This window comes from Streptosporangium sp. NPDC000396 (assembly GCF_042898655.1).
Classification (GTDB): Bacteria; Actinomycetota; Actinomycetes; order Streptosporangiales; family Streptosporangiaceae; genus Streptosporangium.
Genome location: NZ_JBIAZA010000006.1, coordinates 29,885 through 48,344 on the forward strand (window position 1 = coordinate 29,885; position 18,460 = coordinate 48,344).

The 18,460-nt window shown below is 68.6% G+C and carries 20 protein-coding genes; 11 read left to right on the forward strand and 9 right to left on the reverse strand.

Annotated elements, in window-relative coordinates; genetic code table 11:
- The first annotated feature begins 18 nt into the window (after window positions 1–18).
- From cysD to ACFY2X_RS11280, 9 genes are all read left to right on the forward strand, one after another.
- Entirely contained in the window at window positions 19–933 is a 915-nt protein-coding gene (gene cysD, locus ACFY2X_RS11240; RefSeq protein ID WP_389935882.1) for a sulfate adenylyltransferase subunit CysD, read from the forward strand.
- A 118-nt stretch (window positions 934–1,051) separates the two neighbouring features.
- Complete coding sequence (gene cysN / locus ACFY2X_RS11245; RefSeq protein WP_389935885.1) at window positions 1,052–2,314, forward strand: sulfate adenylyltransferase subunit CysN; 1,263 nt, start codon at window positions 1,052–1,054, stop codon at window positions 2,312–2,314.
- A 357-nt stretch (window positions 2,315–2,671) separates the two neighbouring features.
- Window positions 2,672–3,637: a sulfotransferase gene (locus ACFY2X_RS11250; protein WP_389935888.1), complete on the forward strand. Its 966-nt coding sequence runs from the start codon at window positions 2,672–2,674 to the stop codon at window positions 3,635–3,637.
- Entirely contained in the window at window positions 3,634–4,575 is a 942-nt protein-coding gene (locus ACFY2X_RS11255; RefSeq protein ID WP_389935891.1) for a glycosyltransferase family 2 protein, read from the forward strand. Before ACFY2X_RS11250 ends, ACFY2X_RS11255 begins: the two co-directional genes overlap by 4 nt.
- Window positions 4,575–5,414, forward strand: a complete 840-nt coding sequence (locus ACFY2X_RS11260; protein ID WP_389935894.1) for a WecB/TagA/CpsF family glycosyltransferase — start codon at window positions 4,575–4,577, stop codon at window positions 5,412–5,414. The genes ACFY2X_RS11255 and ACFY2X_RS11260 overlap by 1 nt, the downstream gene beginning before the upstream one ends.
- A gap of 188 nt (window positions 5,415–5,602) precedes the next feature.
- Window positions 5,603–5,971, forward strand: a complete 369-nt coding sequence (locus tag ACFY2X_RS11265; protein ID WP_389935897.1) for a YbaB/EbfC family nucleoid-associated protein — start codon at window positions 5,603–5,605, stop codon at window positions 5,969–5,971.
- Window positions 5,961–6,125 (forward strand): hypothetical protein, encoded by a 165-nt coding sequence (locus tag ACFY2X_RS11270; protein WP_389935900.1) that lies wholly within the window; start codon window positions 5,961–5,963, stop codon window positions 6,123–6,125. The genes ACFY2X_RS11265 and ACFY2X_RS11270 overlap by 11 nt, the downstream gene beginning before the upstream one ends.
- A 186-nt stretch (window positions 6,126–6,311) precedes the next feature.
- Window positions 6,312–7,637, forward strand: a complete 1,326-nt coding sequence (locus ACFY2X_RS11275) for a phytase (RefSeq protein ID WP_389935904.1) — start codon at window positions 6,312–6,314, stop codon at window positions 7,635–7,637.
- A gap of 144 nt (window positions 7,638–7,781) precedes the next feature.
- Window positions 7,782–8,708 (forward strand): 1-aminocyclopropane-1-carboxylate deaminase/D-cysteine desulfhydrase, encoded by a 927-nt coding sequence (locus ACFY2X_RS11280; RefSeq protein ID WP_389935907.1) that lies wholly within the window; start codon window positions 7,782–7,784, stop codon window positions 8,706–8,708.
- A gap of 100 nt (window positions 8,709–8,808) precedes the next feature.
- On the opposite strand, the gene ACFY2X_RS11285 is transcribed toward ACFY2X_RS11280, so the two are convergent.
- Window positions 8,809–9,714 carry a LysR family transcriptional regulator gene (locus ACFY2X_RS11285; protein ID WP_389935910.1) on the reverse strand — a complete coding sequence of 302 codons (906 nt, stop codon included), beginning with the start codon at window positions 9,712–9,714 and terminating at the stop codon, window positions 8,809–8,811.
- A 97-nt stretch (window positions 9,715–9,811) separates the two neighbouring features.
- Between ACFY2X_RS11285 and ACFY2X_RS11290 the strand changes: the two genes are divergently transcribed.
- Window positions 9,812–10,597, forward strand: a complete 786-nt coding sequence (locus ACFY2X_RS11290; RefSeq protein ID WP_389935914.1) for an inositol monophosphatase family protein — start codon at window positions 9,812–9,814, stop codon at window positions 10,595–10,597.
- Between the two features lie 129 nt (window positions 10,598–10,726).
- Here ACFY2X_RS11290 and ACFY2X_RS11295 read toward each other — a convergent pair whose 3' ends face one another.
- The 7 genes from ACFY2X_RS11295 to ACFY2X_RS11325 all read right to left on the reverse strand — a co-directional run bounded on the left by ACFY2X_RS11295 (window position 10,727) and on the right by ACFY2X_RS11325 (window position 16,654).
- Window positions 10,727–11,551 (reverse strand): DUF899 domain-containing protein, encoded by an 825-nt coding sequence (locus ACFY2X_RS11295; RefSeq protein ID WP_389935917.1) that lies wholly within the window; start codon window positions 11,549–11,551, stop codon window positions 10,727–10,729.
- Window positions 11,552–11,607: 56 nt separating this feature from the next.
- Complete coding sequence (locus ACFY2X_RS11300) at window positions 11,608–11,811, reverse strand: hypothetical protein (protein ID WP_389935920.1); 204 nt, start codon at window positions 11,809–11,811, stop codon at window positions 11,608–11,610.
- Entirely contained in the window at window positions 11,804–11,995 is a 192-nt protein-coding gene (locus tag ACFY2X_RS11305; RefSeq protein ID WP_389935923.1) for a hypothetical protein, read from the reverse strand. The genes ACFY2X_RS11300 and ACFY2X_RS11305 overlap by 8 nt, the downstream gene beginning before the upstream one ends.
- A 149-nt stretch (window positions 11,996–12,144) precedes the next feature.
- The gene (locus ACFY2X_RS11310; protein ID WP_389935926.1) at window positions 12,145–13,398 is read right to left on the reverse strand and encodes a DUF1266 domain-containing protein; all 1,254 of its coding nucleotides are present in this window, start codon (window positions 13,396–13,398) and stop codon (window positions 12,145–12,147) included.
- A 165-nt stretch (window positions 13,399–13,563) separates the two neighbouring features.
- On the reverse strand, window positions 13,564–14,637 hold the full coding sequence (locus tag ACFY2X_RS11315; protein ID WP_389935929.1) for a hypothetical protein: 1,074 nt from the start codon (window positions 14,635–14,637) through the stop codon (window positions 13,564–13,566).
- Window positions 14,638–14,708: 71 nt separating this feature from the next.
- Window positions 14,709–15,899, reverse strand: coding sequence for an MFS transporter (locus ACFY2X_RS11320; RefSeq protein ID WP_389935932.1), 1,191 nt, complete (start codon window positions 15,897–15,899; stop codon window positions 14,709–14,711).
- Window positions 15,900–15,988: 89 nt separating this feature from the next.
- Window positions 15,989–16,654: an SDR family oxidoreductase gene (locus ACFY2X_RS11325; protein WP_389935935.1), complete on the reverse strand. Its 666-nt coding sequence runs from the start codon at window positions 16,652–16,654 to the stop codon at window positions 15,989–15,991.
- A gap of 150 nt (window positions 16,655–16,804) precedes the next feature.
- On the opposite strand from ACFY2X_RS11325, the gene ACFY2X_RS11330 reads away from it, so the two are divergent.
- Complete coding sequence (locus ACFY2X_RS11330) at window positions 16,805–17,695, forward strand: LysR family transcriptional regulator (protein ID WP_389935938.1); 891 nt, start codon at window positions 16,805–16,807, stop codon at window positions 17,693–17,695.
- On the opposite strand, the gene ACFY2X_RS11335 is transcribed toward ACFY2X_RS11330, so the two are convergent.
- Window positions 17,688–17,834, reverse strand: coding sequence for a hypothetical protein (locus ACFY2X_RS11335; RefSeq protein ID WP_389935941.1), 147 nt, complete (start codon window positions 17,832–17,834; stop codon window positions 17,688–17,690). The genes ACFY2X_RS11330 and ACFY2X_RS11335 overlap by 8 nt on opposite strands.
- Window positions 17,835–18,460 lie beyond the last annotated feature (626 nt).

Below are 18,460 nucleotides of genomic sequence, written 5' to 3' on the forward strand. Positions count from 1 at the left end.
CCCGCTAGGAGAAGTGCGATGCTCCAGTGCGACTACACCACGTCGCAGCTCGATGTTCTCGAGGCAGAGGCCATTCACATCATGCGTGAGGTGGCGGCCGAGTTCGAACGTCCCTGTCTGCTCTTCTCCGGTGGTAAGGACTCCATCGTCATGCTCCGCATCGCGGAGAAGGCGTTCTGGCCCGCCCCGATCCCCTTCCCGCTGATGCACGTCGACACCGGCCACAACTTCTCCGAGGTCATCGAGTTCCGTGACCGCCGGGCCGCGCAACTGGGCGCGCGCCTGGTCGTGGCCAGCGTGCAGGACTCCATCGACGCCGGACGGGTGGCCGAGGAGACCGGCCGCAGGGCGTCCCGCAACCGGCTGCAGACCACCACCCTGCTGGACGCGATCGAGGACAACGAATACGACGCGGTGTTCGGCGGCGCCCGCCGCGACGAGGAGAAGGCCAGGGCCAAGGAGCGGGTCTTCTCCTTCCGCGACGAGTTCGGCCAGTGGGATCCGAAGAACCAGCGGCCGGAGCTGTGGAACCTCTACAACGCCAGGATCCGCAAGGGCGAGCACATCCGGGTCTTCCCGCTGTCCAACTGGACCGAGCTCGACATCTGGGACTACATCCGGCGCGAGGGCATCGAGATCCCGTCGATCTACTACGCGCACAAGCGCAAGGTGTTCGAGCGGGACGGGATGCTGCTGGCCGACAGCGAGTTCATCACCCGCGATGAAGACGAGCCGCTCTTCGAGGCCGTGGTCCGCTACCGTACGGTCGGCGACGTGACCTGCACCGGTGCCGTCCAGTCCACCGCGGCGACGGTCGAGGAGATCATCGACGAGATCGCCGCCACCCGGATCACCGAGCGCGGCGCCACCCGCGCCGATGACCGCGCCTCAGAGGCCTCCATGGAAGACCGCAAGCGAGAGGGCTACTTCTAGTGCGTGACGTCCTGTCGCACCGATCGATCCCCGCGGAAGCCCGGCCTCGTCACATCCGAGGGCCACTTCCGACGCAGTCTCCTCGCGAAAGCCGTACGACCCCTGGAGAGCAGCTTTAATGGACATCCTTCGCTTTGCCACAGCGGGAAGCGTCGACGACGGAAAGTCGACCCTCATCGGGCGGCTGCTCTTCGACTCCAAGGCGATCTTCGAAGACCAGCTTGAGGCGGTCGAGCGCACCTCCCGCGACCGCGGCACCGAATACACCGACCTGTCGCTGCTCACCGACGGCCTGCGGGCCGAGCGGGAGCAGGGCATCACGATCGACGTGGCCTACCGCTACTTCGCCACGCCCAGGCGCAAGTTCATCATCGCCGATACTCCCGGGCACATCCAGTACACCCGGAACATGGTCACCGGTGCCTCCACCGCCGACCTGGCGATCGTCCTGATCGACGCGCGCAAGGGCGTGCTGGAGCAGTCGCGGCGTCACGCGTTCCTGACCACGCTGCTGCGGGTGCCGCACCTGGTGCTGGCGGTCAACAAGATGGACCTGGTCGACTACTCCCAGGAGCGGTTCGAGGAGATCCGCGAGGAGTTCACCTCCTTCGCGGCCAAGCTGAACGCGCCCGACCTGACGTTCATCCCGATCTCGGCGCTGCACGGCGACAACGTGGCGTCGCGCTCGGAGAACATGCCCTGGTACAACGGCTCCTCCCTGCTGCACCACCTGGAGCACGTGCACATCGCCTCCGACCGGAACCTGGTCGACGTGCGCTTCCCCGTGCAGTACGTCATCCGGCCGCAGAAGGCCACCGACCCGGCCTTCCACGACTACCGCGGCTACGCCGGCCAGGTCGCCGGTGGCGTGCTGAAGCCGGGCGACGAGGTCATGCACCTGCCCTCGGGCCTGGCCACGCGCATCTCGTCGATCGACACCTTCGACGGACCGGTGGACGAGGCGTTCGCGCCGATGTCGGTGACCCTCCGGCTGGAGGACGACATCGACATCTCGCGGGGCGACATGATCTGCCGTCCGAACAACCAGCCGCACGCCGCCCAGGAACTGGAGGCGATGGTCTGCTGGATGACCGACGCCAGCAAGCTGGGCCCGCGCACCAAGCTGACCATCAAGCACACCACCCGTACGGCCCGCGCCCTGGTGCGGGACCTGCACTACCGGCTGGACGTCAACACCCTGCACCGCGACGAGTCCGCCCAGTCGCTCGGCCTGAACGAGATCGGGCGGGTCTCGCTCCGGGTCACCCAGCCGCTGTTCGTGGACGACTACGCCAGGAACCGCCTCACCGGTGGCTTCATCCTTGTGGACGAGGCCACGAGCAACACCGTCGGCGCCGGGATGATCGTCGAAGCCAGGTAGGCGTTTGTCCGGGCGACCGCCGTACGCCGAAGCCAGGTAGGCGACCGCCGTACGTCGAAGCCGGTTAGGCGTTTGTCCGGGTGACCGCCGTACGCATCACGACGGCCCTCTCCGCCGGTGTGCCCGTCATGCGGGCACGGTGGAGGGGGCCGTCGGCCTGTGGGCGGATGGTGAGCGGCCGTCGGGTGGTGGGCGGGCGGCCGTCGGGCTGTGAAGTCGGGCTGTGAACGGGCGGCGGGCTGGCTGCGGGCGATCCCGACGCGGCACATCCCAGGTAGATCCTTTGTCTGTTCCCTGACCGCTTGGTCACTCTCCGCGCTAGTGTCGGCACGTTCCGTATCCATCGGGTAAGGATTCGTGTCTGTGTCTGATAGCCCGCCTCCCGCCCGGGTCGTTTTCCTGGGCGGCCTCGGCCGCAGCGGGACCACGCTGCTGGAGCGCCTCCTCGGTGAGGTGCCAGGCATCGCGCCGCTCGGCGAGGTCGTTCACCTCTGGGCGAGGGGTGTGCTGACAAACGAGCTCTGCGGGTGCCGCGAGCCGTTCCGCCTGTGCCCGTTCTGGCGTAAAGCCGGTAAGCGCGCCTTCGGCGGCTGGTCCGAAGGGCTGGCCCACCGGGTGCTCGCGCTCCGGCACAGGGTGGACCGCACCCGGCACATCCCCGCCCTGGCCCAGCTCATCGCCGAGGAAAGGGTGGACGCCGGTGGGTGGCCGTCGCCCAAGATCGCCGAGCTGGACGAATACGTCGCCGCCCACCGCCGCCTGTACGACGCGGCGGGCGAGGTGGCCGACTGCCCGGTGGTGGTCGACTCCAGCAAGCACGCGTCCCTGGCTTTCTGCCTGGCGGCGGCCGGGGTCGACGTGCACGTCGTGCATGTCGTACGCGATCCCCGCGCGGTCGCGCACTCCTGGGGCAGGCAGGTCGCGCGCCCCGAGGACGGCCGCCCGATGACCCGATGGTCGCCGGCCCGCACCTCGTCGCACTGGCTGGCCCAGAATCTCGGCATCGAGTTCCTGGGACGCAGAGGCGTCCCCGTCACCAGGGTCCGCTACGAGGACCTGCTGGAAGCCCCGGCCACCACGCTCAGGCGCCTGGTCGCCAGGATCGGTCTCCGGCCCCGCCTGGACTTCCTCAACGGCACGCAGGCCGAGCTCTCGCCAGCCCACACGGCCTCGGGCAACCCCATGCGCTTCACGGTCGGCCGAATCGCGCTGACCCCGGACGACGGCTGGCGCACCGCCGCCCCGGCCCGGCACCAACGCCTGGTCACCGCACTGACCTGGCCCCTAATGATCAAGTACGGCTATTCCGGGAGGCTCGCGTGAGTCCATCGGTGGGCGTGGTCATCCCCACGCGAGGGCGTCGGCCCGATCAACTGCGCTCGGCCACGCGCTCCGCGCTCGATCAGGATCATCCCGGCGCCATCGAGGTCGTCATCGTCGTGGATGACGGCGATCTCGCCCTGGTCGCCGATCAGGTGGCCGATCTCCTGGCCAGCCGGGCGCTGGCGGTCCGGGGTGACAAGACGGTCTCGCGCAGCGTCCGGGTGATGGCCAACCGGCTCAGCCCCGGCCTGCCGGGGACACGCAACACCGGCATCGCGGCGCTGGACACCGACCTGGTGGCCTTCTGTGACGACGACGACCAGTGGCTGCCAGGCAAGATCAGTGCCCAGGTCGCCGCGCTGGAGGCGGAACCGGGCGCGGAGTTCTCCAGCTGCGCCATCGAGGTCGAGTACGGCTCGCGCCGCGTACCGCGTCTCGCCGGCATCGATCGGATCACCCGGGCTCACCTGGTGCGCTCGCGCATGGTGATGGTGCACTCCTCGACGTTCCTGTTCCGCCGCGGTGAGCTCTGGGTGGACGAGAGCGCGCCCAACGGCCAGAACGAAGACTGGGACCTGGCGCTGCGTGCCGCCGCGCGCCACCCCATCGTGCATGTCGACCGCCCCTTGGTGCACGTGCGCTGGGGCGGTTCCCTGTACGTGGCCCGCTGGGCCGACCGAATCGCCGGGCTGGAGTGGATGCTCGCCCGGCACCCCGATCTGGCCGTGGATCCGCGCGGCGCGGCGCGGGTCTACGGCCAACTCGCCTTCCACCACGCGGCCCTCGGCCGGCGGCGGGAGGCGAGCCGCTGGGCGTGGCGGGCGTTCACCGCACGGCACGGTGAACCCCGCGCGCCCATCGCGCTGGCCGTGGCGGCGGGCCTGGTGTCGGCCCAGGCGGTGCTCAGCACCCTGCATCACCGCGGACACGGCATCTGATGGCCCTCAAGACCGCCCAGGAGACGTTGAGGGTCCCGCGCCAACGGTCGCGGCCGGACAAGGCCACGCGCAAGCGGCTGCGCCGCAGGGTGCAGGTGGCCGGCCTCTCGATCGATCCGATGACCGAGGGGGAGGTCGTCGACCATGTGATCGCCGCGTTGAAGCGCGGCGAAGGCGGTCACCTGGTCACTCCGAACGTGGACATCGGCTGGGCCGCCGCCCGCGACCCCGAAGCGCGGAGGATCATCGAGGGTGCCGACCTCGTGGTCGCCGACGGCATGCCGCTGGTGTGGGCGGCGAAGTTGCTCGGCACGCCCATCCCCGCCCGGGTGACCGGTGCCGACCTGATCTGGTCCCTGTCGGAGGCCGCCGCCTTCTACCGCTACCCGATCTATCTGCTGGGGGCTCCGCCGGGTGTGGCCAGGCAGGCGGCCGGTCGGCTGACCGGTTGCCATCCCGGGCTGATCGTCGCTGGAACGGATGCCCCGCCGTACGGGTTCGAGGTCACTTCGGAGGGCTACGCGAAGGTCAGGGACGCCGTGGTGGCCGCCGCGCCCCGGCTGGTCTTCGTCGGGCTCGGCTTTCCCAAGCAGGACCGGCTCATCGCGGAGCTTCGCAAGGACCTGCCCGCCACCTGGTTCGTCGGCTGCGGCTCGGCGATCGCGTTCGCGGCCGGGGCGGTGCGCCGGGCACCCCTGTGGATGCGGCGGGCCGGGCTGGAGTGGCTGTTCCGGCTGCTCAACGAGCCCGGCCGGTTGGCCCGCCGCTACCTGCTCCACGACCTGCCGTTCGCGCTCTGGCTGCTCACGGCCTGCCTGTTCCGCCGCCTGTTCTCCTGAGGGCCGCCTGTTCTCCTGAAGAGAGACACGTCTCCTGAGGAGAGACGCGTGACAACCTGCTGGGACGGACGAAGAGCATCTGTCGGCCCATCGCAGCGAGCCGGTTCCTGGGCGGCGATTAGGTGATCGTTTGACTGGTAGCATCCAACCCGCATCGGGTGATAAGCGCGCGATTGTGGAGGTTCCGGGTGGCTGCCTCACAGCAGGGCGACGGTCCAAGCGGCACAGGAGAAGCCGCTGCCGGCTTGGTCAACGCGGTCGTCGGCGCTGATGGACTCCTGGAGAAACTGACGTTGAACCCGCGAGCGCTACGTTCGGGTTCGCAGGAGTTGGCCGAGCACATCGTGGTGGCCGTACGGGCCGCGCAGCGGCACCGGCTCAGCCAGATCGACAAGGCCGACGGAGACGATTCCGCGATAGACGACGCCGGCCTGGACGCGTTGCTGCAGCGTCTGGACGACTTGGAGGCCCAGGCCAATGTCGATTTCATGCGATTGACGTCGGCTCTTGACGACACCCTGCGGCGGATAGAGGAAAGCAATTCCGATGGCCGATGACGAACTGGTGATCGATGCCGATGGAAGATCCGTTTCTGGGCGCGGTTTCCAGAACCTCGCAGACCACTACGCACAACTTGACGCGCAGTTTCAGGGCCACCTGGACGGTGAGCCTCCGATGGCGGCCCGGACGCTCGGCGAACCAACCGGCTGAGAGCCGCGCGAGTGGATCGTCCGGCAGCGCCCGGCGGCCGGTGAGTCTCCCGAACGTGAACGCCGTGCCGTACCGGACCGTCATTGCCACGCAGGAACTTATATGGATATTCCGGCATGGTTCACCGGCGGTTTCGTTCTCCTCAACATGATCGGTGGCAGGAGTTCCCTGAGCACGAGGAGTGCGATGCGCCCCCTGACCGGCCTGGTCCCCGCCGCTTTGGCGATCGGCATGCTCGCGGTCGCGGTCATGCCCGCGACCGCGAGCGACCTGCCAACCGTCCGCCCCCGAATCGAGACCCCCGCGCTGTTCGACGACGCGGCCGGCGGCAACGCCAACGGCGACGACCCGGCGATCTGGGTCCACCCCACCGAGCCGGCCGGAAGCGTCATCGCCACCGCCGCCAAGGAAGGCGGCCTGTATGTCTACGACCTGGACGGCAGGCAGCTCCAGCACCTGCCCGCCTCGGCCGCGCCCGGCAAGGACGACGAGCCCGGCCGGCTGAACAACGTCGACGTGGTCTACGGCCACCCGTCCCGCTCCGAGCGCCGGGACATCTTCGTCGCCTCCGACCGCGGCTCCGACAAGCTGCGCGTCTACCGGATCGACCCGTCGAAGGCGGGCCAGGGCCAGGCACCGCTCACCGACATCACCGACCCCGCCGCGCCGTTCGTCTTCAACACCACGCAGGCGGAGGTGAACAAGGCCGAGACGGCGTACGGTCTCGCGGCCTGGAAGCGGGGCTCGAACACCTACGTCCTGGTGAGCCGCCGGCACACGACGCGGCTCGCGCTGCTGAAGCTCACCGACGCCCCGGACGGGAAGATCGGCTACACGCGGGTCCGCACCATCGACCTGCCGTCCGGTTTCACCCTCCCGAACGGCCAGAGCTGGACCCCCTGCGACGAGCCGGGGGTCGGGCCGCAGATCGAAGGCATGGTCGTCGACGCCCGGACCGGCACCCTCTACGCCGCCCAGGAGGACGTCGGCATCTGGCGGATCCCCGCCGACCTCACCGGCTCGCCGGTGCTGATCGACCGCGTGCGTGAGTACGGCGTGCCGGCCACCTACGACGCCGAGACCGAGGAATGCGTTCCAGGGGTCGATCCCGGGTACGGCGGCACCCACCTGACCGCGGACGCCGAGGGCCTGACCATCTACCACGGCAAGGACGGCAGGGGCTACCTGATCGCGTCCAGCCAGGGCGACGACACCTTCGCCGTCTACAACCGGGGCGGACGCAACACCTACATCGGTTCCTTCCGGGTCGGCGAGCGGGACGACATCGACGGTGTGCAGGCCAGCGACGGGGCCATGGTGATCAACGTGCCGCTCGGCCGTCGTTTCCCCAAGGGCCTGTTCGTCACCCACGACGGCGCCAACACCCCGGAGGTGAAGGATTCCGAGGGCGAAGTGCGTGAGAACACCGACTTCAAGTACGTGAGGTGGGACGACATCGCCCGACGGCTCCGGCTCGACATCGACACCGAAAGCTGGAACCCGCGCGGCTGACACCACGACCGCGGCTCGGATGGCATCGGTTCCTCGCCCCCGGCCGAGGCGCCGATGCCATCCGAGCCTTGGGCAATGCGCGACAACACGGGCTGCGGCCAGTGCGGTGGTCGCATACCTTCATCGTGTTGGCATCCTGGGAGCATGAGTTCTCTGAGGGGCAGGCCGTGCGAGCTCGACCGGACGCCGTCGTCGCCTCTCGCCGAGCTCGACGACCCCCGGCTAGCCCGCGCGGGCGTACAGGTCATCCTGAAACGCGATGACCTGATCCATCCGCTCCTGCCCGGCAACAAGTGGCGGAAGCTGAAGCACAACCTGAGACGAGCCTCCGAGCTGGGCCACGAGACCCTGCTGACCTTCGGCGGTGCCTACTCCAACCACGTGCGGGCCGTCGCCGCGGCCGGCGACCGTTTCGGATTCCGGACCATCGGCGTCATCCGCGGCGAGGAGCACCTTCCGCTCAACGACGTCCTGACCTTCGCCACCGGCCGCGGGATGCGGCTGGCCTACATGGACCGCACCACCTACCGCGCCAAGGACACCGCGCCCGTCATCGAGGAGCTTCGGCGGGAGTTCGGCCGTTTCCACCTGCTGCCGGAGGGCGGCAGCAATGAGCTGGCCGTCCGCGGCTGCGCGGAGCTGCCCGGAGAGATCGGCATACCGTTCGACGTCGTCTGCTGCCCGGTCGGCACCGGAGGAACGCTGGCGGGCATCGCCGCCGGGCTGGGCGCCGGTCAGCGGGCGCTGGGGTTCTCGGTCCTGCGGGGAGGGCAGTTCCTGGCCGGTGACGTCGCCAGACTCCAGATCGCCGCCTACGGCGAGGCATCGGCCAACTGGACGATCGACCACGACTTCCACGCCGGTGGCTACGCCAGGCGCAATCCCGAACTCGACGCGTTCATCGACGACTTCGCCGATCGCCACGGGATGCTGCTGGACTGGATTTACGTGGCGAAGATGATGTGGGGGATCTTCACCCTGGCGGAGCGCGGGACGTTCCCCGCGGGCACCACCATCATCGCAGTGATCACAGGACCGGTGGCGACCGTTCCGCGGCAGGGCGGGGCGTGAACCCGCGACCGGGGCCCGGGTTTGAGAAGCCAGGGCGACCCCATCCGGAACCGATTCCGCGAACTGCCGGAACACCCTGGTCGGGCCGGCGGCAGGTTTCCTAACGGCGCCCATGCCCAAGTGCGACGGCGTGAAGGGCCGAGCGTAGCCAGCGGTGCGCGGGGTCGGTGTGGCTGCGTCGGTGCCAGGCCATGCCGTACGGGATGTCGGGCAGGTCGAGCGGGATGTCGTGGATGGCCAGGGGGAGCAGCCGGGCGTAGTGGGCGGCCACCAGCCTGGGAAGGATGGCAAGGGTCTGCCCGTCCAGTGCGGTCAGGGCCGCGGCCCAGGAGGTGGCCGTGCTGGCGCGGGTGAGCCGGGTCAGTCCGTGTTCGCCGAGCAGCCGATCGAGGTCGTCGTGCAGGCGGCCCCGGCGGGAGATGGTCAGCTGTTCGGCGGCGGCGAACCGCTCAAGGGTCAGCTCCGTGCCCGCCAGCGGGTGGTCCCTGCTCATGACGGCGACCAGCCGTTCGGCGCCGAGCGCTGCGCTGAGGATGTCGGGCGGCAGCTCGTCGTGATGCCCGATGTCCAGGTCGACGCCGTCGGCGCGCAGTGCCGCCGGGTCGTCGTCGCCCTCGGGCAGGAAGCGCAACCGGATGCCCGGCGCCTGCGCGCGGGCCTGGGCCACCAGCGCCGGTAAGAAGAGGGCGTGCGTGTCGTGGTTGCCGCGTATGGTCAGCACGGTCTCCACAGCGGCCGGATCTTCTGGCGGCGCGGGGTGCAGTGCCGCGAGCGCGACGGCCAGCGCCCGTTCCACCTCCGGTTGCATCCGCCGCGCCCGTTCCGTGAGCACGAGGCGCCGTCCTGCGGGGACGAGCAGCTCATCTCCGGTGACCCGGCGCAGTCTGGTCAGTGTCCGGCTCATTGCCGAGGCCGACACGTGCATGCGTTCGGCGGCTCGCGCGACGCTGGCTTCGCGCAGCAGGGCGTCCAGTGCCGGGAGCAGGTTGAGATCTGGAAGCTGCATGGCATGCAACCCTAGCGTGTCAATTCGGAACTTGTGTGCATGGTTCGAGGCGGGCAGGCTGATCTTCGGTCAACCACATGCGATTACAGGAGCATCCATGCACTCATCTGACCAGGCCTACTGCCAGGACCTGCTGCGCCACGTCGGCCGCGCCGCTCTCGACGAATGGCGCCGAGCCGAGCCGCCCGCCGATCTCGCCTCCATGGTCACCCGCTACCACGCCGCCAACGACGCCATCAGCGCCCGGATCGGCGCCGCCCTCGCCGACCGCTTCCCTGCCATCGGCTTCACCGCTGAGGAGCTGGAAGCCGCCGCTCAGGGGCCCGGCCACGACTACTGGATCTGCGATCCCCTGGACGGCGTCGCCAACTTCGTCCAGGGTTTCGGCCCCTGGTGCATCACACTCACGCTGATCAGCGGCGGCACCGTCCGCGCGGTGTTCATCTACGACCCGATGAACGAGGAGATCTTCACCGCCGCCGCCGGTGGCGGCGCGTACCTCAACGGCGAACCCATCCGTACCGGCCGCAAGACCAGCCTGGACACCGCGGTCATCGCCACCGCGCATTCCGGTAAGCCCGGTGACCTTCAGGCCGACACCCCACGTTTCCTCGCCACGATGGAGCGTCTGACGGCCTCCGCCTTCTGCACTCGTGTTCTCGGCCCCGCGTCGCTTCAACTGGCCTACGTCGCCTGCGGCCGACTGGACGGGTATTGCGAACACGGTCAGGACATCAACGACTGGCTGGGCGCCGCACTGCTGGCTGCCGAGGCGGGCGCCACGGTCACCGCCGCCGACGGGACGGCGCTCACCCTCACCTCCATCGGCGTCGTCGCCGCCAACCCCGGCCTGCACCCCGAACTGCTCGCGCTGCAGCCCTGAACGGCGGTCACCTGGCTCGATATTCGGGCTGAATCGGGCCCGCGGCGGCCCAGCAATGTGCCGGAACCGTGCCTGGGCGGCTCCTTTCGGCCTGTGTGATGCTTTCACCTGGCATCTTGGCTGATCCAGTCATTCTGGGCAGCGGCACCCCGCCGACCCGGGCGATCCCGTGGTGTCGTCACCCGCCGAGGCGGCGGGCCGCGGTCGGGGGTCGGGGTCGTCCGTGCCACGGTCACCGGCGTCGGCGGCCTCGGCGACTTTGGCCAGCCACTCCTGCGCCGGCTCGGCGTCGCCGTACTCGTCGTGCCAGTTCCACCACTCGTACGGCGGGGTCTGGGGATAGCCCTCGGGCGAGTCCTCCCACTCCTCCTGCCGCCCGAGCGCGGTCATGTCGAGGTAGCTCCAGGTGCTCCCCATCGCCTCGTCGCCGCGGCTGTTGATGAAGTAGGTGCGGTACACGCTGTCGCCGTCGCGGATGAACGCGTTCGTGCCGTGCCATTCGTCCACACCGAAGTCGGCGTCGAACTCGTCGGTCATGGTGTACCAGGGCATCGTCCAGCCCATCCGCGCCTTCACGCGCTCGATGTCCGGCTGTGGCGCGCGCGAGACGAAGACGAGGGTGGTGTCGCGGGCGTTCAGATGGGCGACGTGGGCGACCTGGTCGGCCACCAGGGAGCAGCCGCGGCACGCGTGGTCGGGCCAGCCGAACACGCCGGGCTCGAAGAAGGCGCGGTAGACGATCAGCTGACGACGGCCCTCGAACAGGTCGAGCAGGCTCGCCCTGCCCCCGGGGCCGTCGAACGCATACTCCTTCTCCACCGCCAGCCATGGCATCCGCCGACGCTGCGCGGCCAGTGCGTCCCGGGCGCGGGTCATCTCCTTCTCCTTCACGAGCAGCTGCCGGCGCGCTGCCTCCCACTCTTGGGACGTGACGATCGGTGGGGTCTTCATCATGCTGTCCACCTTTCCGTTCAGGTCCCCGCTCACGTGCCGAGCGGGGACGTCGGCTTCTATCGCCCTTGACCGGCTGCCGCTTCTTCAGCGAGAAGGTGCGGTCGGCCGCGGCCGTTGGGCTTTCCCTTGGGCTTTCCCTCACCGGTGGTGATCAAGCTCTGCAGGTTGTCGTCGACGTAGAAGCTCCACGCGTTGGAGCAGACTTCGAAGCACTCGTAGGCGGGAACCAGGCCCTGATGGATGAATCCGTGCTCATCCATGTTGTTCTCCGCTTTCGTGGAGCGGGGTTGTGGTGGCCCCGCCGGCGGACCGGTCGAGGTGGTCCTTCAACGCGTGGAGCGGGTCGTCCCAGTCGCGGGCCAGCGCGGCCAGGATGGCGCGCCGGCTCGGGTCGGCCAGGGCGATGAAGACCTGTTCGGCGATCGTCTCGATGTCAGGCGGCATCGAGGGTCGGCGGCCGGGTCAGTACGGCTTCCGCAGCCCGGTGCCGTTGAGCGGACAAGGTGCCTGAACCACGGGGCCGTCACCCAAGTTCCACGAAGCCCGGGGCATCCTCTTGGCCTTCAGGGGTGCCGCGAACTTCCTGCCGGGTGTCATTTGAAGGGGATGTTGAGCCAGGGACTGTTCGGGTCGGTCGTCAGGATTCTGTGCGCGTTGAGCATTTCCCCGTACCAGTCGCCGAACTCCTCTTCGTCGAAGTGGAGGCAACGTCCCAGGATGTAGGCGGCCGAGAACTCTTCCCAGGAGCGGTAGTTGATCCGGCTGACCCGTCCGGCGCGAAGGACCGCCTGTTCGGCCTCCGCCAGGTCGCAGTAGCGGGCGCCGAGTCCCCAGCGGGCCATCTTCGAAGCCCGCCCGTAGTCCCACGCCTCCACCGAGCGCACGAACCTGCCCTCGGCGAGTAACCCGTCCGCACGGAATCGCGCCTCGTACCGGGTGATTCGTCCGATAAGCCGTTGCGCTCCGGCGACCTGGGCCTCTGTCTCGGAGTGACTGCGAGGAGCCGTCCTGGTGACCCCACCGGGGGTGATTTCCTTCTCCTCGGCACGATGCCGTATGACTCGCGAGGTCACCTGGCGCCAGTGGTCCACCTCGACCATGCCGCCGAAGTCGCGGGCCAGGGCGCTGCGTACTTCCAGCACGAACCCCCAGAACGGGCTGCTCATCCGGCCACTGAGAAGTTCCTCCTCCACACGCAGCCACTCTTCTCGGCTGGTGATCCCCCACCACTCCTTGAGGCGTTTCCTCTCTCGGACATAGCCGGTGCCGTGCCAGCCCATCGCGTTCCAGAGTGAGGCGTTGCTCACGCAGAGAAGTGCCCCGCAGGCGAGGCCGTGAGCGACGGGGCCGTGCAGCGGCCCCCCGGCCCACAGCGTGCGCAGTTGATTTCGGCGAGGGTGGGGCATCCGGTCGGCATGCCAGCGCCATGCCGACCGATGGCCGGCCGTCGTGGGGAAGAACGCTTCGCAGGGGCTGCCGGGGTTGATGGCCAGCCACGCGTCGTCCTGGGGCCAATCCTGGGCCAGCTCGCCCAGGTCGACCTCGAAGAAGACCGGGTCGGGCACGGGCGCCGGGAGCATCCCATCGGTGAAGAACACAAGAAACTTAGGGCCGGGCTGAGGACTCCGGTTTGTGGCGATGTACTGAACCCAGCCGGGGTTGGCGTCGGCCCAGGCGCGCGACATCGGGTGATAGAGGTCTGCGGTGGCGAGGACATCGAAGTACGCGGCCCAGTCGCCGCGCATCTTGGCCTCGTACAGGCCACGTTCAGTGTCGGTGGGCGCCTGCCATGAAGGGACTTCCCCCTCGTTGGGTGCGCCCTGGTTCGCCGTGAGACCAGGGTTCATGCCACTCCACGTCCTATGCGCCCCAATACATTACAACTGCCCCACGGCCCTGCCGCGCTTACGGAGCTGATCGACAAGTGGGGAGCGGTCCCGCAATCGCAGAGGGACTCCGGCATGCCCACTGAGTGGTACGGACGTTGGACCAGCGCCGAAGAAGCCGTTGGATCATCCTTCGCGAGCAAGCACCTCGTCGAGCCGCGCAGCCCGCCTGGCCAGGTCGTCGACCGCCAGCGGCTCCGCAAGATCGGGTGCGAACGCCTCCACCGCGGCTCGGCATGCCTCGGTGAAGTGCACGGTTCCGTCCTTGTCGATGCGCTCGACCCCGTCACCCTGGCCGACCCGCTCGTTGAAGGCGACGGCTTCGGCCAGATCGAGTCCCGGCGGTAGGTCCAGAGCCACCGAGCCGTCCGCGATGCGCACGGGATACCCCCCGGGAAGCCCGTTCGGGGCGGGCGTCGACCATCGCAGCGGCGCCCCGCCGGGCAGCAGCGCCTCCAGCACGGGCAGCGCGGCTGCCACTGTGACCGGGTTGTAGCGCGGTCCCGGGGCCAGCGCGGGCGCCCGGTAGGCGCAGGCATCGTCGCGCAGCCCCTCCTCTCCCAAGAAGATGCGGCATCGGTCGCCGGGATCGGCCGGCTTCCGCGACTGCATGACGTCGAGGACCTGCGCATGCTGCGCCAGCACGCGGATCAGGGAGAGATCGCTCTCGGGCCGGGCCGCCCGCAGCGCCGCCCGCGCACGCAGCAGGACCATCCCGGCGTTCCCGAGACCGAGTGTGGGCGCGAGCCCGAGGCGTTGCAGGACCGGTCCCGTCACATCCGGGAAGGAGAGGTTCGCCACCGGTCCGGTCCACCCCGCGTCCCGGACCGCCTTCATCACGTTGAGTATTACGGGGAGTTGGTACGGCAACCGCAGACCGAGCCCCGCGGCGAGCACTCCCTGCGTCCGGGGGCCGATCCGGCCCGCCAAAGCCCACGGACCCTGGAGCGCGGCACACTGGACGACGACATCGGGGCGTGTCCGGTCCAGCAACTCCGCGACGTCGTCCTGCCGCAGCGCATCGAGCCGTACCGGCTCGACCAGGCAATCGGAGGCGCTGGCGACCATTGCGGCGGTCTCACCGACAACCGCAGGAGAACGTCCGGCGAGAACCAGCCGGCGCACCCGTCCTCCTGCCGCCAGGCCCAGCGCGAGCTGCTGCCCTACGTCACCGACACCAATGATCAGCACTGTGCTCATCTCCGTGAGCATAGACACCTCCATCTCGACCGTCCTCTTTCGCGAAGCGGCATCACCTCTTCTCGCTGAGTTCACATCCGTCGCGTACGTCCGATTGCCAGGGATGTGAGGACGGCAAGGAACGCCCCGAACCACAGCGCGCCGGTGATCGCCAGGTTGTCGGCGACGATGCCGCCGAACAGCGCACCGAGTGCGATGGCCAGGTTGAATATCGATGTGTTCAGCGCGGTGGCGGCCTCGGCCGCCCCCGGTGCCGCCTTGAGGATCCAGGTCTGCACGCTCACCGGCACGCCACCGAAAGCCAGCCCCCACAGGATCAGCAAGCCCGTCCCACTGATCTCGTTGCCGCCGATGACCGGGAAGAGCGCCAGGATCGTGGCGAGCAAGACGCTGATGGTGATCACAGCCCCGCGCAGGTTGCGGCCCGCCATGCTTCCGACGATGAAGTTGCCGACGATCCCGGCGACACCGAAGGCCAGCAGAAGCGGTCCGATCAGGCCGGCATCGATTCCCGCGATGTTCTGCAGGATCGGGCTGACGAAGGTGAAAGCGGTGAAGTGGCCGCTGACCAAGAGGAAAGTGGAGATGATGCCGACGCGGACGGCGGGGTTGCGCCACTGCTCCGCGAGCGTGCGCAGCCGTACCGGCGAGGTGGCCGGCATCTTCGGCAGCAAGAGGAACAGGGCGATGACCACCACGAGGCCGAGCCCGCCCACGGCGGCGAACGCGACGCGCCAGTCGGTCAGATCTCCGATCAGCGTTCCCGCCGGCACGCCGAGCACGTTGGCGGCCGTGGCCCCGCCGAAGGTGAGCGCGGTGGCCCGTGGGACGTACTGTTCGGGCACCATGCGTACGGCGATGCCTGCCGCGAGCGCCCAGAAGCCGCCGATGCTGATCCCCACGAGGAACCTCGCCGTGAGCAGCACAGAGAACGCCGGGGCCAGCGCGGACATCAGATTGGCCAGCACCATCAAGCTGATCAGGCCGAGCAGGACGATCCGCCGGTCCAGGCGGCCGATCACCACCGGGAGGATCGGAGCGGTGGCCGAGGCGACCAGGCCCGGCGCGGTCACCATCAGGCCCGCCGTACCCTCCGACACCTTCAGCGACCCGCCGACCGCGGTGAGCAGGCCGACAGGGAGCTGCTCGACGGTGACGACGGAGAAGGTGCCGACTGCCACCGCCACGACGCCGAGCCATCTCTTGAGCGGCACGCGATCAGTGTTGAGCGGGTCAGGTTGTGCGGATTCGAGAATCGTCACGGTTGTGCTCCAAGCTCCGCTGCCCGCGGCAGGCAGCGGTATGACATCCGTCGTGGTGACGACGGCATGAGGGAAATGACGTGTGGGGATCAGACCAGGGTGCTGTGGGTGTGGACGGCCTGGCCGAGCACCCGGCCCGTCTCGTCGCCGACCAGCTGGGCGACGATGGGGGTGACATCGGCGGGGTGATGGCAACACTCGACCGTGTTGACGGTGATGCCCCGACCGGCGAGATCCTGGGCGGCGGCCAGCACCATGCGTTCGACCGCGGCCTTGAAGGCGGAGTACAGCCCGTACGGTCCGGTCATGATCGAGGGGAGGGTGGCGGAGAGCACCACGCACCGGCCGCCGTCGTTCAGGTGACGTGCGGTAGCACGCAGGATGTTGAAGACGCTGCGGATGTTGTGGTCCACGACGTGGTCGAAGTCCTCGTCGGTGACGTCGGCCAGTGGCTTCCCGATGACCGCTCCGGGCGTGTGCACGACGATGTCGAGCCTGCTGTGCCGGGACACCACACCCTCGAACAGCCTGTTCACATCCGTGGAGACGGTGGCGTCCGACCGGCTCGCCTCGGCCGTCACGCCATGCCTCTCCAGCATCGCCAGCCTGCGTTGTGCGGCCTCGTCGTCCTCGCTGTAGCCGATCACCGTGGTGGCGCCGCGCGAGGCGATGTTCTCGGCGAACGCCGCTCCCTGGCCATGGCTGCCGCCGACCACCAGCGCGACCTTGCCGTCAAGATCACGGAAGGGGGGCATGGCCGTCCTCTCAAAAGGCGTTATCGGATGCCCAAAATCATGCACCGGCCAGTCTTGCCTGCGGAAACAAAGGATTCCGGGGGTGTCACAGCCGCAGCTTGTGCCGGGAGGGCGAGGCCGGGCGTAATCGGGCGTAATACGGTGAACTCCATGACCGACATCGAGGTTCGCTATCTGGAGTCCTTTATCGCGGTCGCGCAGGAGCTCAACATCACACACGCCGCGGCTCGGCTCCATCTGACCCAGCAGGCGGTGTCGACGCACATCCAGCAGTTGGAGCGGGCCCTTCAAGTCACCCTTCTGGTCCGTACGTCCAGGGGTGTGCTCCTCACCCCGGCGGGCGATGAACTCGCCGCCGGCGGCAAAACGGTCGTCGCAGACCTGGCCGAGCTGGCCGAGCAGGTGCGTCGCACCGCCCGGCAGCAGTCCGGCGCCCTGCGCCTGGCCTGCTGCCCCTATGCCACCTCGTTGTTCGCCGCCGAGGTGGCCGACGCGATGGAGGCCGCGGTGCTCGGGCTGACGGTGGAGCTGACCAGCGTGCGCACCCCACGGGAGGAGCTGGGGCTGCTCAACGCCGGTACGGCAGACGTGGCGTTCATGTGGCTGCCGGTAGGCGAGGTCGGACTGCACCACGCGGTGATCCGTACCGACTCGCGGGTCGTGGCGCTGCCGGTAGACCACCCACTGACCTCACGCGAGTCGGTGTCGCTCGCCGATCTGGCCGCCGAACCCGTCATCTGCCCCGACGTCTTCGTGTCCGCCGAGGCCGAGCGCCACTGGATCTCCGACCCTCGCCCGGACGGCAACCCCGCCCCACGCGGTCCCTCCGTCACCCAGATCGAAGACTGCCTGCTCATGGTCGCGCGCGGCCGCGGGATCTGGCTGGCACCCGAGCCGCTCAGCCGATGGGCCCCGGCCGTCAACGTTCGCTGGCTTCCCGTCACCGACGCCGAGCCGTACGAACTGGCCGTCGTATGGAACCTGAGAGCACCGGGCCCCCTGGTGGCTCGCTTGATCGCAGAGGTGAGGAAGGTCATCTGACCTTCCTGCCGGCCGCCGGCGCGATCAGGCAGACGTCGTACCCGGTGTGGTCGTCGTCGATGCGGACACCTGCGTTGTCCACGCGGTTGGCGTGGTCACGCCAGGTCGCGCCCTCGTCGAAGGAGGAGCGGACGTTCATTCCCACCGGGTTGTCGCCAGTTTTCGGTGTGGAATCTCCCCGCCATGCGCGATGCCCCTGGTCAGGACGATTGACCGGGGGCATTTGCGATACACATTGAGAAGCGCGGTGCCGGTAAGAAATTACCCGAATATGGGATTAAGATTCGCCTGGAGTTGGCAATATATCTCTGCCCTGGATAGTTCACGTCGGCCGACCGTGCCATAACTTTAGCTTTCCGATAGCCGTTCAAGGTGCACTTTATATGGATTAAATCACCCGAAGCGAATAGTCTCGGATCCACTTGGGTGAAAGATGTGCCCGCGGGTAGCGCCGAGGACGGTGGGCAGACGGAAGGACATCCCATGCCGCGAAATGAGCCTGATTCGAAATTGGCTGAACGTGGGAAACCGGGTCCTACTAAGCCAGGTCCTGCCAAGCCGGGTCCAACTAGGCCGGATCCATATCCTGTGCCGCGTGAAGGCGAGCCGGCAGCTGACGCCGAGAAAGTGCCCTCCGGGCCACCTGGAACCCTTCAACTCGTTGTGATCAGCCCAGAGAATATTGACGAAATCCTGGAGAAGACGCAGGGCGTCCGATCGAGACCCGTCCACTACTACCAAACGGACGACCAACACGAACGCGGC